Source organism: Williamsia soli (assembly GCF_017377795.1).
Classification (GTDB): domain Bacteria; phylum Actinomycetota; class Actinomycetes; order Mycobacteriales; family Mycobacteriaceae; genus Williamsia; species Williamsia soli.
This window is the reverse complement of record NZ_JAFRDR010000001.1, coordinates 350,953-363,802: the sequence shown is the minus strand read 5'-3', so window position 1 is coordinate 363,802 and position 12,850 is coordinate 350,953. Positions and strand designations below refer to the sequence as shown.

14 protein-coding genes are annotated in these 12,850 nt (G+C 65.6%); 4 read left to right on the top strand and 10 right to left on the bottom strand.

Annotated elements, in window-relative coordinates; translation table 11 throughout:
- Window positions 1-19: 19 nt before the first annotated feature.
- From J3S28_RS28200 to J3S28_RS01700, 5 genes are all read right to left on the bottom strand, one after another.
- Window positions 20-403: a helix-turn-helix domain-containing protein gene (locus J3S28_RS28200; protein WP_237340914.1), complete on the bottom strand. Its 384-nt coding sequence runs from the start codon at window positions 401-403 to the stop codon at window positions 20-22.
- Window positions 315-635, bottom strand: a complete 321-nt coding sequence (locus J3S28_RS28195; RefSeq protein WP_307796835.1) for an AraC-like ligand-binding domain-containing protein — start codon at window positions 633-635, stop codon at window positions 315-317. Before J3S28_RS28195 ends, J3S28_RS28200 begins: the two co-directional genes overlap by 89 nt.
- 292 nt (window positions 636-927) lie before the next feature.
- Window positions 928-1,593, bottom strand: coding sequence for a response regulator (locus J3S28_RS01710; RefSeq protein ID WP_207836598.1), 666 nt, complete (start codon window positions 1,591-1,593; stop codon window positions 928-930).
- On the bottom strand, window positions 1,583-2,809 hold the full coding sequence (gene macS / locus J3S28_RS01705) for a MacS family sensor histidine kinase (protein ID WP_237340913.1): 1,227 nt from the start codon (window positions 2,807-2,809) through the stop codon (window positions 1,583-1,585). Before macS ends, J3S28_RS01710 begins: the two co-directional genes overlap by 11 nt.
- A 3-nt stretch (window positions 2,810-2,812) precedes the next feature.
- The gene (locus J3S28_RS01700; RefSeq protein WP_307796746.1) at window positions 2,813-4,102 is read right to left on the bottom strand and encodes an AI-2E family transporter; all 1,290 of its coding nucleotides are present in this window, start codon (window positions 4,100-4,102) and stop codon (window positions 2,813-2,815) included.
- Between the two features lie 124 nt (window positions 4,103-4,226).
- On the opposite strand from J3S28_RS01700, the gene J3S28_RS01695 reads away from it, so the two are divergent.
- Both J3S28_RS01695 and J3S28_RS01690 read left to right on the top strand, forming a co-directional pair.
- On the top strand, window positions 4,227-5,387 hold the full coding sequence (locus J3S28_RS01695) for a lysylphosphatidylglycerol synthase transmembrane domain-containing protein (protein WP_207836591.1): 1,161 nt from the start codon (window positions 4,227-4,229) through the stop codon (window positions 5,385-5,387).
- Window positions 5,388-5,417: 30 nt separating this feature from the next.
- Window positions 5,418-5,819, top strand: coding sequence for a DUF3054 domain-containing protein (locus J3S28_RS01690; protein WP_207836589.1), 402 nt, complete (start codon window positions 5,418-5,420; stop codon window positions 5,817-5,819).
- Here J3S28_RS01690 and sigJ read toward each other — a convergent pair.
- Entirely contained in the window at window positions 5,802-6,740 is a 939-nt protein-coding gene (gene sigJ / locus J3S28_RS01685) for an RNA polymerase sigma factor SigJ (RefSeq protein WP_207836586.1), read from the bottom strand. The genes J3S28_RS01690 and sigJ overlap by 18 nt on opposite strands.
- Window positions 6,741-6,884: 144 nt before the next feature.
- Here sigJ and J3S28_RS01680 point away from each other — a divergent pair, with 144 nt between their 5' ends.
- Window positions 6,885-7,631, top strand: a complete 747-nt coding sequence (locus J3S28_RS01680) for an SDR family oxidoreductase (RefSeq protein WP_207836584.1) — start codon at window positions 6,885-6,887, stop codon at window positions 7,629-7,631.
- 8 nt (window positions 7,632-7,639) lie between these two features.
- Here J3S28_RS01680 and J3S28_RS01675 read toward each other — a convergent pair whose 3' ends face one another.
- Complete coding sequence (locus tag J3S28_RS01675) at window positions 7,640-8,275, bottom strand: TetR/AcrR family transcriptional regulator (protein ID WP_207836574.1); 636 nt, start codon at window positions 8,273-8,275, stop codon at window positions 7,640-7,642.
- Window positions 8,272-9,912 (bottom strand): NTF2-like N-terminal transpeptidase domain-containing protein, encoded by a 1,641-nt coding sequence (locus J3S28_RS01670; RefSeq protein ID WP_207836572.1) that lies wholly within the window; start codon window positions 9,910-9,912, stop codon window positions 8,272-8,274. The genes J3S28_RS01675 and J3S28_RS01670 overlap by 4 nt, the downstream gene beginning before the upstream one ends.
- Before the next feature lie 132 nt (window positions 9,913-10,044).
- Here J3S28_RS01670 and J3S28_RS01665 point away from each other — a divergent pair, with 132 nt between their 5' ends.
- Entirely contained in the window at window positions 10,045-10,803 is a 759-nt protein-coding gene (locus J3S28_RS01665) for a pirin family protein (protein ID WP_207836570.1), read from the top strand.
- 212 nt (window positions 10,804-11,015) lie between these two features.
- Here the strand turns inward: J3S28_RS01665 and J3S28_RS01660 are convergent, their stop codons facing one another.
- Window positions 11,016-11,798, bottom strand: a complete 783-nt coding sequence (locus tag J3S28_RS01660) for an ABC transporter ATP-binding protein (protein WP_207836552.1) — start codon at window positions 11,796-11,798, stop codon at window positions 11,016-11,018.
- Window positions 11,782-12,834 carry a taurine ABC transporter substrate-binding protein gene (locus J3S28_RS01655; RefSeq protein ID WP_207836547.1) on the bottom strand — a complete coding sequence of 351 codons (1,053 nt, stop codon included), beginning with the start codon at window positions 12,832-12,834 and terminating at the stop codon, window positions 11,782-11,784. The genes J3S28_RS01660 and J3S28_RS01655 overlap by 17 nt, the downstream gene beginning before the upstream one ends.
- Window positions 12,835-12,850 lie beyond the last annotated feature (16 nt).

Here is a 12,850-nt window from a genome sequence, read left to right as displayed (position 1 = left end):
CTACCTCTTAGATCGTCCGTTAGTTCTTCCAGCGAGACACCAGCCTCGACGCCACCCGCATCAGGATATCCCGACACCAATGCGAGATCGACGCTTTCGTACATCCCCGAGCCCCGGAGGGACGGGCACGTCCGGGCTTCGTCTTCGTCATCGACCGTTCCTCTCGAGCGACCTTCGGCTGCCACGCAGGTGGTGCGACGGGCCGTGGTTCAACCAGTGCCGCGCGCAGAGTGCGCGAGGGCTTCTCGCCGTATTTGCGCTCGTAGTAGCTGGCGAATCGGCCCAGGTGGTTGAATCCCCAGCTGAATGCCACGTCACTGACTTTGGTTGTCTGGTCGCCTTTTTGGAGGTCGCTCCGTACCCCCTCCGGGCGGATGTGTCGGATGAAGGTCGTCGGGGTCATTTCGAACCGCTCCTGAAACAGGTTTTGTAGCTGGCGTGCTCCGACGCCGGCGTCTGTCGACCGGCCTGACCGCTGCGTATCGCGGTGTGGCGACGGTCTGTTTGTCACCGCACCAGGAAACAACTTCACCCGAGACCGGGACGTTCACGTGGTAGGTGCCCAGATCTCCAGGGTCAACCCGGGCTTCGCTGCCGAATCTGGCGCGTCCGATCGTGAGGTGGTTGAGCCGCACCGCAGACAATTCCGCTGGAGCTTTCCGAGGAACCGAGCAGGAACGCAGTTTCACGTCCAGGGACGTTCAGTCAGCGCCGGGGCGGTCCGCGGCGGCCTCAACCCGCCGCTCGAACAGCGCTCGCTCATGTGCAATTGTCACGACACCCCCATCATCGATGCGATCTAGTATTTTGGCCGAGCAACCTGGGTCACCTACGACGGCCTTGAACTGGTGACCTCGATACGCAGATGAAGCGGTCTACCAAAACCCACCGATCCGGAACGCAGTTGTAAGACCGCGGGCAAGACCATCAGCCGCCAGGTTCTTCGTCGAGACCATGCTCGATCGCATACCTGGTCAGCTCCACCCGGTTGCCCAACTGCAACTTTCGTAGCGTGGCCTGCACGTGGTTCTCGACGGTCCGATGACTCAGAGTCAGCTTTGTTGCGATCTGTTTGGCGCTCAACCCTTTCGCAACGTACCGCAGTACCTCCGTCTCCCGGTCGGTGAGTGCCGGAGCATCTACCGGGCGGTCAGGGTCCCGCGCGATACGGCGATACTCCCCCAACACCAACCCGGCGAGGCCGGGCGTGAAGACCGCCTGACCGTTCGCCGTCGCCTGGACCGCGGCAAGCAGTTCTTCCTTCGACGCACTCTTCACCAGATATCCACTCGCGCCGGCCTTCACGGCCTCGAGCACATCCTCACGCTCGTCCGATGCCGACAGCACCAGCACCCGGCTGTGCGGCGACACCTCCAGGATCCGCACGGTCGCCTCGGCCCCGTTGCCGTCGGGCAGATGCATGTCCATCAGCACCACGTCCGGCTGCACGGCACCACCTCGTCGCGCTGCAGCCTCGACGCTGTCCGCGGTGGCCACGACGTCGAATCCAGCATCGCTGAGATCGCGGGCCACCCCGTCTCTCCAGATCGGATGATCGTCGACGACCATGACCCGCAAGTCCTCAGGAGGCATCTGCTTCACCCTTCGTATCCGTCGTCGGACCGCTGCCTTTCGAACGCTCATTCCGCGTCCGCTCATTCTTGGGCACCGTCAGCTCCCACTCGGTACCTTCGCCCGGTCCCGTGTCGAGCCGGGCGGATCCGCCGAGTGCGTGCATCCGCTCGACAATGGACCGGGACACCCCCATCCGTCCCTCGGCGACTGCTTCCATCAACCGGCCGTCGTCGATGCCGACGCCATCGTCGCGCACGCTGACGACCACCTCGTCGCCGAGATCTTCGACCAACACATAGGCCTTCGCTGCAGGGCCCGCGTGGAATCTGACGTTGTCGAGGGCGTTGACCACCGCGGCCTCGAGTTCCAGTGCCACACGGTGATCGAGGGTGACGGGCTGACCTGGTTCACTGATGGACACCCGGTCGCCGGCATGGGGGCGGAGCAGCAACCGAAGATCGATGTCTGCCGGCTCGCCGGACATGGTCGCCGGTTCGATATCGGCGATCAACCGCCGCAGCGACCGTTCCTGTTCACCCGCCAACTGCGCCAACTGCGCTGTCTCGCCGCCGATTTCCGCGCCACGGCGGGTGATCAACGCCAGCACCTGCAGCACCCCGTCGTGCACCTGCCTGCTCAGCCGATCGCGCTCCTCGGCCGCGGCGGCGACCCGCATCGCCCTGGCAACCCGATCGTGATTCCGGCGGGCCGTCACCGAGGCCAGACCGACCCCGACCCCCACGGCCAGCAGCACCACGACCGTGGCATCGCGTCCCACATTGAGGTCGTAACCACCCTTGGCGACCGCGCTGGCGGCCCGCACCACGAGCCCGAAGGCGGCGCCCACCAGCGGCCCGCCCAGGATCGCGGCCGACACAACGACATTCGTCGCCCACAGGGTCGTGGGGAACGACTGGTTGGCCGCCGCCCAGTCGGCCGATGCGATAAACCTGGTGGAGATCACCAGCGCGCACACGATCACCAACTCGACGATGACCCATGACCAACGACGTCCGGTGCCCTTGAGGTAACCGATCGTGCTGATCCCGGTCCACACTGTCAAGATCGCGAAGAGGAACCAGCTCCACGCAACCCGTTCGTAGTCATTGTGCACCGCGAGCTGAAACCCCAGCGCGTAAACAAAACTCAGCAACCGGAACACCTGGGCGGCCCGCCAGAGCGGGCCCACCGGATCATCGTCGAGCATGGAGGAGAGCGCTGCGCGGGAACTCATGTGTCAGCTGGAATCGTCTGAGCTGCCCCGCTTGTCGTCCGGTGCCGCGTCATCGTCAGGTTTCTCGGTCTTCTTGGGCCCTCGGGCACCGTGCGCGTCGAGATCATCCCACTTCGGCCGGTCGGGTTCGGCCTCGTACATTCGTTCGTGTTCCTTGCCGCTGGCCGCGGCCACCTCGGCCAGCTCACTGTCGCCGTCGATCGACTTCGACTTGTTCACCAGCGTCCGGATCGCGGTGTTGAGGAACGCGATGATCGGCACCGCCAGCAGACCACCGACGATGCCCGCGGTGACCAGGCCGGCCGCGATCGCGAGCACCACCGCCACCGGGTGCAGACGTACTGAACGGCCCAACAGGAACGGTTGCAGCACATGGCTTTCTAGCTGCATCACGCCCACCACCACGGCGAGGGCGATCACTGCGGCGATCCAGCCCTGGGTCACCAGGGCCACGAGGACTGCGAGGCTGCCGGTGATCAGTGCACCGACGATCGGGATGAACGCGCCGATGAACACCAGGGATGCCAGCGGAAGAGCCAGCGGCACCTGCAGAATCGCCAGACCCGCGCCGATACCGATCGCGTCGACGGCCGCCACCACCACAGTCGCGCGCACATAGCCGACCAGGGATCCGAACCCGTTCTGCCCTGCTTCCCACACCTTTTCGCGGGACCCCTCCGGAATGGCCAGGGTCAAGAAACGCCAGATCTGGCCGCCGCCGTAGAGGAAGAAGATCATCAGGAAGAGCATCAGGAGCGCACCGGTGACGATCTCGCTGACGGTGGTGGCGGTCGCCAGCGCCCCAGAGGTCACCTTGTCCTGGTTGTCCTGCAAGAACTTGATCGAATCGTCTCCCAGGTGATCGATCTGTTCCTCGCGGATACCGAGAGGACCGTCGATCAGCCACCCGCGACTGTCGTCAATGGTCTTGGTGACCTGATCGGTCAGATCGGGTACACCGTCGATGAACTGCTGGACGACAAAAGTCATGATCCCGGCGACGGCTCCGATGGCGACGACCAGCGAGCCCACTACGGCCAGGGCCCGGGGCACACCGCGGCGGTTGAGCCAGTCGACCAGCGGCACCAGAAATGCGGTGCCGAGGACCGCGAGACCTATCGGCACGAACACTTCCTCATACCGGGCGATTACGCGGGCCGCGAGATACAGCGCCACCGCGATCACCACCAGGCGCCACGACCACTCTGCGGCGGCCCGGACGACCGGATGCACCTTCAAACGATCTGCGGTTCGGTCTGTGGTGCTGACGTCCTCGAGTTTCCCCTGGCTCACCTGGGCAACATTAGCCCCCACCCTTGCCTCTCGCGCTGAACCCGGCGCAGGGGCGAATACTCGCGTACGGTTTCGCCGAGTCTCGACTGTAACTCGGACACTGCCGCCCGATAGGGTGCCTAGCATGACGGCGACGCAATCGACCCGCCGCCGCTTCTGGTGGGTGCGCTGGGCGGCACTCGCGTTGGTCGTGGTGATTCTCTCGGTCGAGGCCTATCTGGTCTGGCCGAAGCTCAAGGAGACCTGGTTCCACCTCGACGAGATCGAGTGGGAGTGGGTTGCCCTCTGCATCTTGGCAGCCGTGCTCTCGATGGACAGCTTCGCGCAGGTGCAGCGGACGCTTCTCCGATCGGCCGGTGTCAGGGTGAAGCAGTGGCAGTCTCTGTCAGTGGTACTCGCAGCGAACTCGCTGAGCCAGACGATGCCCGGTGGGCAGGTGCTCGCGCCGGCATTCACCTACCGCGAAACCCGCAAGTGGGGAGCGACACCCGTCATCGCGTCGTGGCAGGTCGTCATGTCCGGACTCTTGATGGGCGTCGGTCTCGCCGTCCTCGGCCTGGGAGGCGCCCTCCTGGCGGGAGCCAAGACGAGTCCGTTCTCGGTCATCTTCTCGATCAGCGGCTTCATCGCGTTCGCCCTGGTCGCCCAGTACATCGCCCGGCACCCGGAATCGATCGAGGGCATCGGCGTCACATTGCTGCGGTGGATCAATCACCTCCGCGACAAAGCCGCGGATCACGGCGTCCAGCGGTGGCACGAGATCTTGGGACAACTGCAGGCAGTTCAACTCAAACCGAAGGAGGCCTCGCAAGCGTTCGGGTGGTCACTGTTCAACTGGGTCGCGGACGTCGCCTGCCTGGCCTTCGCCTGCTACGCGGTCGGCGGGCAACCGAGCATCGCCGGATTGATGGTGGCGTACGCCGCATCGAAGGCCGTGGGCACCGCGATACCACTGCTCCCGGGAGGACTCGGCGTCGTCGACGGCGTGCTGGTGCCCGCGTTGACGTCCGCCGGGATGGGCGCAGCGGAATCGGTCACCGCGGTTCTGGTGTACCGCATGATCAGCTATCTGTTGGTGGCTCTCGTGGGCTGGATTGTGATCCTCGTCATGTTCCGGGGTACCTACCGGGCCGAGGCCGAGAGCGCGGACTTGATCGAGGAAGAAGTGGCGGAAGAGCTCGACGACGTCGCGGAAGACCGCTCGAAAAGCGTGTCCACCGATCCCGACCCCCCGGTCATCCGACCGTCCGACGAACGGCCGGATTCGCCCGATTCGGTTCGCTGAGCGCGCGCGGTGCCCGCTACGGTGGCTCGTATGCGCCGAACGCTCACCGCCCTCAGTGATCTACTCGCGGTGCTCGTCTTCGCTTTCATCGGCCGCATGAACCACGCCGAGGGTCTGTCGATCGAAGGCGTGTTCAGCACCACCTGGCCCTTTGCGATCGGCGCGGCAATCGGCTGGGCCCTGGCATATCTCTTCGCGCACATGCGCGCCGACCACGGGTTCGACTACGACTTCCGGCCCGAACGACTCATCCCCGACGGTGCGCTGGTGTGGATCGGCGCCGTCGCGATCGGGATGACCCTGCGCCACCTCTTCCATCAGGGCCTCGCATTCAGCTTCATCATCGTCGCAACCATCGTGCTCGGCGCATTCCTGCTGGGCTGGCGTGCAGTCCGGGTGCTGCTCGTGCGACGTTCAGTCATCACCGTCTGACGCCCGGTCGACGGGCGGGATCAGCGCCCCCAAATGCGTGAGCTTGCCGGGATTCCGCACGAACATCAGTCGACTGATTCTCGTAGATCCCTCTCCAGCTCCGCTCCTCAGCGTCCCAGCGGCCGAGAACTCGAACGAGAGCAGGGTATCGGGTTTCCCGTCTCGCACCATCAACACCGCAGGCCCGCCGTTGCACTCGACGAGCAGCGGATATGACCCGACTGCGAACTTCGTGACGGCACCGAGGACGAACCGGGCGACCTTGTCGCGACCGGTCATCGGGACGCGGGCGGCGCTGACGACGCCGCCGCCGTCGCTGATCGACACCACGTCCGCGGTGAGCGCAGCTTCGAGCGCCGCGAGATCACCCATCTGGGCGGCCGCGACGAACGCGGCCATGATGCGCGCGCGCTCATCGGGGTCGACCGACGAGTGGCGTTCACGACCGACGTGTTCACGCGCCCTGCGGGCCAGCTGCCGGGCATTGGCCTCACTGGTCTCGAGCAGCTGAGCGATCTCGCGGTACGGGTAGTCGAAGGCTTCGCGCAGGATGTACGCCGCGCGCTCGCGCGGATCGAGCCGTTCGAGAAGCAGGACCACCGCCATTTCCAGCGCTTCGGCGCGAACGGCCCCGAGCGCAGGATCGTCGACGGTCGAAACCGGCTCGGGCAGCCAGGGTCCTATGTAGGTCTCCCGTGTCGCTCGTGCGGATGTCACCGCATTGATCGACAGTCGGGTGACGGTGGTGACGAGGAACGCCTCCGCATTGCGAACCACGTCCCGATCGGTCCCCTGCCAACGGAGCCAGGCATCCTGCACCAGGTCTTCGGCTTCGCCGGCGGCTCCGGTCATGCGGTAGGCGATGCCGAACAGACGTGGCCGGAGCCGCTCGAACTCGTCGAGTGCGCTCGCCTGCGACATTGCATACCCTTTCGCCAGGTCTCGGCCGTCGGATCCGACCGTGTGTCAGCCAATTCGATGAGCTTGTCACATTCGCGACATCTCGTCGGTCTGGGGTTTTGCCTGGCAAACACACGCCGGCCGAGACGACGAAAGGCAGCAATCATGACGACATTCCTGGTCACCGGAGCCACCGGGCGGATCGGCGTCCCGACCACCGCGCAGTTGCGGTCCGCCGGACACGACGTGCGCGCCCTGAGCAGGCGCAGCGGTCCGGGTCTGGTCACCGGAGATCTGCTCACCGGCGTCGACAGCGCTGTCCTCGACGACGTCGACACCGTCATCCACCTCGCGACGACCAACGGCGCGAAGGACATACAGGTCGCCGAGAATCTCTTTCGAGCGGCTGCCGCGGGAGGGGTCGCGCACGTGGTGCTGCTTTCGATCGTCGGCATCGACACCATCCCGATGGGGTTCTACAAGCAGCGCGTCCAGATCGAGGAGATCGCGACGAAGTCTCGCGTGCCCCTGACCCTGCAGCGGGCCACGCAGTTCCACCCGTTCGTGGAGGAGATGTTCACCGCGCAGCGGTACTCACCGGTGTTCGTGAGTCCGTCGATCCGCTTCCAGCCCATTGCCACCACTGAAGTCGCGGCGCGACTGGTGGAACTGGCGGCGGGTGACCCCGCGGGCCGGGTCGATGACATCGGCGGTCCTGAGCAGCGCACTGCGGCCGATTTGCTCGACGCCTGGAAGCGGGCAACGGGACGACACCGTCCGCGGGTCCCGCTACGTCTTCCGGGAAAGCTGTTCAAGGCGTTCGCCGCCGGTGAGAACCTGCTCACGGAGCCGGGTTTCGGGAACCAGACCTTCGAGCAGTACCTGGCAGACAAATATCCGGCCGCCAGATGATGCCGTGATCACCCGGCGCGGTGGCCCACCGCATCTCGGGCCACCGCCTGATAACGCGCGATCACCTGTTCTTCGGTGGCCCGCCCGCCCGGCCTGAACCACATGGCGACGGCGGTACAGGCGGTGACCACGAACCGGGAGGCCTCTACCGGGTTGTCCGTGTGGAACTCTCCTCGCCTGACGCCGTCTGCGACCACCCGATCGAATATCCGCTGCTGCGCATCACGTTTGGCGATCACCCGCTCGAGTGCGACAGGGTCGAGGCTGCGGAGTTCGGAATTGCCGATGTAGCTCTCCAGCGGGTTCTCGGCGTGTACGCCGACGTGCGTACGGACGATGGCGTCGAGTTGATGCACGGGGTCGGCGGGCGCATCGAGCAGGGCCTGCTCGGTGGCCTCCACCAGCGCTTCCCCACCGCGGGCCAGAATCGTCACCAGGAGTTCATGCTTGGACCCGAAGTGGTTGTAGATGGAACCGGCGCTGATGCCGGCGAACCCGGCGATGTCGCGGACGGAGGTGCCGTGGTACCCGCGGGCGGCGATCATCTGGACGGCCGCGCTGAGGATCACCCGCGCGGTCGGATCGTCGCTGTCACGGATTGCCGCGGTGGTGAAAGCAGGCTCGCGTTGCGGACCTGACTTCATTGCGGATGCGCGCGGGGGGTGAAGAAGCGTTGCGCAACAGCCAGAGCCGCGGATCCGGATCGCTCCCCCTCGGTGTAGACGACGACGACGCGACTGCCTGCGATGCCGACGAACCAGCCGGGACCCTGCGGTCCATTGGTCCCGACCAGCGCGCGCAGCCCTGGCGCGTTCGTGAGGTCGCTGGCGTCACCTGTGGTCGCCGCCTCCTTCATCGCACCACTGACCGTCGTCAGCACCTTCTTGTCGATCGGACCCAGCTCACCGCCCTCGACCCGCCCGGGCTGGCCTGAGATGATCGACGGCGCAATTGAATTCGTACGCGCGATCGCAACGCCCAGCGCACCCATGTTCAGAGCGGACACCTTGAGATCCTCGGGCCGGAACGTAACCGGCTCGGCGACCGGACCGCCCTGGGGGCCGGACGGACGAATGCCCGGGATTGTGAAGTCCACGTCGAGGCCCAGTTGCGCCAGCAGTTGTGCGGCGCGGGCGTCGTCGGATCCGGCCAGCTGGTTGATCACTGTGGCAACCGGTTCCAGAGTGCTACCCGGGGTGTAGTCCTTGTCGATCGTGATGTCCTGCTCGGCCGCTGCGTCGTTACGCATGGATGCGCGGATCGCACCGGTCTTGGCGTCGAGGACCAGGATGCTCGCGGGTTGGGCCACCTCGACCACGGCGTCGAGCGCGTCGAGTTGGGTGACCTGGTCGATGGTGGTGCCGACGTTCGGTCCTGCGGGTCCCTGCTCGCCGGCGAGTTGCACGGGCCGAACGCCCGGGGCGACCATCTGCGCCGACCATCCGGAGGTGGCATCCCGGATCGCCTGCCAGTAGTCGTGGACCCCGTCCAAGACAGGTGAGGCGATTCGACGGTCGAGCAGAACGAGTTGCGGCACCGGCTTGACCGAGACGCCCGGCACCGACTTCGGGTCACCGGCGAGGGCAACCATGTCTGAATCTCGCACCGACACCACCGTCACCGGCGTGTTCTGGGCGGCCGCGAGCTGATCACGGATGACAGTCGGGGTGACCAGTTGCGCGAGAGGCTCGATGATGGTCGCGAGCGATCCGATCGACGAGTTCACGTTCGGGGTGGCCGCGGGGTCGAGGACGATCTCGTTGATCGTCTGCAGGGTGAGCATGTTCTTCCCGAACCGGTCCTGCACCACGGGTGCGGGACGCGCGTCGGTGCGTAGGTTGCGCAAGCTGCCGCCGGCGGGCATGTTGTCGGCGAGCACTTCCGGTTGCCATTGGATCCGCCAGCCGAGCGAGAGGCGTCGGGCAGAGCCAGAGGTTTCCGTCTTGAGTTCGCGATCATCGCCGAGAACCCACGTCGTGCTCAGCTCGAATGTGGCGGTGCCGTCGGTGTATTCCTCGGCTCGTTCGACATCGACATTCACCTTCTGCGCACCCATGCCTGCGAACGAGGCGCCCAGCGATCCCTCGGCCTGCCCCGGTGCCGAGGTGAGTGCGGCAGCGGCGACTGCGTCCTGGTCTTCCATCGCTGTGGCGAACGAGTCGAGCAGTGCCGCCGCGCCCGTATCGAGAGGTTTGCTGAACGCGCCGCACGAGGCAACACCGAGCGCGCAGACGAGCGCGAGAACAGCAGTGGCCGCGAGGCGGCCGGGGGAACGACGCATAGTCCCAATTTTCACTCCTGTAACAGGGTGAATGCCACCAATGTGGTTCCCAACTTGCTTACGAGGTCGTCACAATCGAGTAACTACCCTTAATCTGCCCTGATTCGGGCTCATTTCTGGCAGCGGAGGATGATGGTCGAGGTGAACGATCGCCACGTACTCCACCGGGCCGACGACCGGCCGGACACCCGAACCGAGTGGCTCGCGTCGCGGCACAGCTTCTCGTTCGGCGACAATTACGACCCCGCCAACACCCACCACGGGACGTTGATGGTCCACAACGACGAGACCGTTTCGCCCCAGCAGGGGTTCGACAGCCATCCCCATCGCGACATGGAAATCATCACCTGGGTGCTGTCGGGGTCGTTGGTCCACCAGGATTCGATGGACCACAGCGGGGTGATCTTTCCAGGGCTCGCGCAGCGCATGAGCGCAGGGACCGGCATCCGGCATTCAGAGCGCAACGACACCTGGCGAGCCGATGCGACGACCGGTGTCGAGCCCGTCCACTTCGTGCAGATGTGGGTTTTGCCGGACGAGCCGGGCATCGAGCCGAGCTACGACCAACTGGACATCTCCGAGCAACTGACTGCCGGCGGACTCGTCACGGTCGCCTCGGGGATGCCGGCGTACGACTCGGCGATCCGCATCGCCAACAAGAACGCCGCATTTCATGTCGCGCGGCTCTCGACCGGCCAGTCGGTGCTGCTGCCCGACCTGCCGTGGGGTCACGTGTTCGTCGCCTCCGGCTCAGCGCGGCTCGAAGGAACCGGCGAGGAGCTGGCGACAGGCGACGCCGTCAGAATCACCAATGGTGGCGGTGAGAAACTCACCGCCACCACCGACAGCGAAATCCTGGTCTGGGAAATGCACAAGAGCCTAGGAGGTTAGCTCCCGTTTTCGAGACGCTTGCTTACCGGAGCGGTGAGCATGGCGAACTCGCACCGCCCGTGTGCGGCCCGCGTGCTCTGGACGAGGGAGCGAGGGAGCGCAGCGACTGAGCCGACTGAGGAAGAGCACGCGATAAAGGGCCGCACACCCCGCGTAGCGAAGCGGAGCGAAAAAACACAGCTGGTGAGACAAACAACAGACCTGAGCCGAACTCAAGCAGCCGCCGCCTTCACCGCGTGACTCACCTCGGACCTGATCGAGTTGTATTCCCGGGAGTTCCGTAGTTCGTCGAAGTCGATCGTCCCGCGCGGCAGATCCACCTCGAGGTCGAGGGCGACCTGCCCCGGGCGTTTGGAGAGCACCACGATCCGCGACCCGAGGAACACTGCTTCGTCTGCGCTGTGGGTCACGAATACCGACGTCCGGCCGGTGTCGCTGCTCACGCCACGGACGTCTTCCTGCAGCCGTTCCCTGGTGAGCGCATCGAGCGCCGCAAAGGGTTCGTCGAGCAGGAAGAGCGGATTCTCGGCGGCGAGCGCCCGCGCGATGGCGACGCGCTGCTGCTGTCCACCGGAGATCTCCCAGATCCGCCGATCGGCCGTGCCTTCGAGGCCGACCCGCTCGAGCAGCTGGTCGCGACGGGCCTTGCGGTCCGCCTTCTCGATCCCGGCGTACTTCAGCGCGACCTCCACGTTGCCGCCGACGGTCCGCCACGGGAACAGCCGTGGTTGCTGGAACACGACTCCGGCGGACTCACCTGGTGTCGGGGGTTTGCCGAGCACGTCGACCTGACCGTCGGTGGGCGTTTCGAAGCCTGCGATCAGGCGCAGCAGCGTGCTCTTGCCGCACCCGGACGCCCCGACCAGGACGAGGAACTCGCCGGCCGGGACATCGAGGGAGACGGGACCCACCGCGGTGACGGCGTCGCCACCCTTGCCGTAACGGTGTGACACGTTGTCGAGGTGGATGGCTCGACTGTCACTGGTCGAAGGCACCGGGCAGACCTTCGACGTAGATGGCCTCCTGCAACTGCTCCAGGGTCGGCGCGGAGTCGATCTGCTTCTGCGCCACCAAGAACTCCGCGGCGTCGAGCAGGTTGTTGGCGATGTTGCCGACCGCTCCCGGGGTTCCGAGCCACTGCGGCGAGGCGACCTCTGCGGGTGTGAGGTAGATGCCCTGCTTGAGCTGTCCCTGCGCTTCTTCGGCGCTGATCCCGAGTTCCTGGCCGATGAAGCCCGCGGCAGCAGCCGGGTCGGTGTTGATCAGATCGAGTGCTCGGGCCTCGACCTTTCGCCAGGCGTCGACCGCCGCAGGATCATCGGAGATCAGCTTGTTCGAGACGACACCCAGATCCAGGGTGGGGTTCGACTTGCCGATGGCGCGGCTGGTGACCAGGTCCTTACCGGTCTTGCGCAGCTCGTCGAGGGTCGGCAGCCAGGTGTAGGCGGCATCGATGTCGCCGCGCTCCCATGCGGCGATGATGGCCTGCGGCTGCAGGTCGACGATCTTGACGTCGTTCGCCGACAGTCCGGCCTGCTCGAGTGCGACCAGCAAGCTGTAGTGCGCGGTCGAGGCCAGTGCGGTGCCGATGGTCTTGCCCTTGAGTTCGGCGACACTGTTGATATTGGTGCCGTTGCGGGCGACCAGCGCCTCGTTGTCGCCGGCGACGTCGAGAACGAATGCGACCTTGTAGCCGATCGGCGAGTTGCCGGAGAGGCCACGGGCGACGGGGCTCGAGCCGATGGCGCCGATGTCGATCGAGTTGCCGATGAAGGCCTGGTTGATCGTGGCGCCGGACTCGAACTTGGTCCATTTGATCGTGTAGTCGGGCAGCGCCTCTTCGAGCCACTTCTGGTTCTTGACGATCAGGTCGCCACTGGGAAAGGCCTGGTAGCCGACTGTGATGGTCTTTCCGTCGCTCTCGTCATCGGAGCAGGAGGCGAGGCCGAGGGTCAGCGTGAGCGCGGACAGCGCGGCGACGAGCACCACCCATCGTCGGCGCAATCGGGCAGAGCGGGGTGTTTGGCTCATGTTGGTTCGTTCTTTC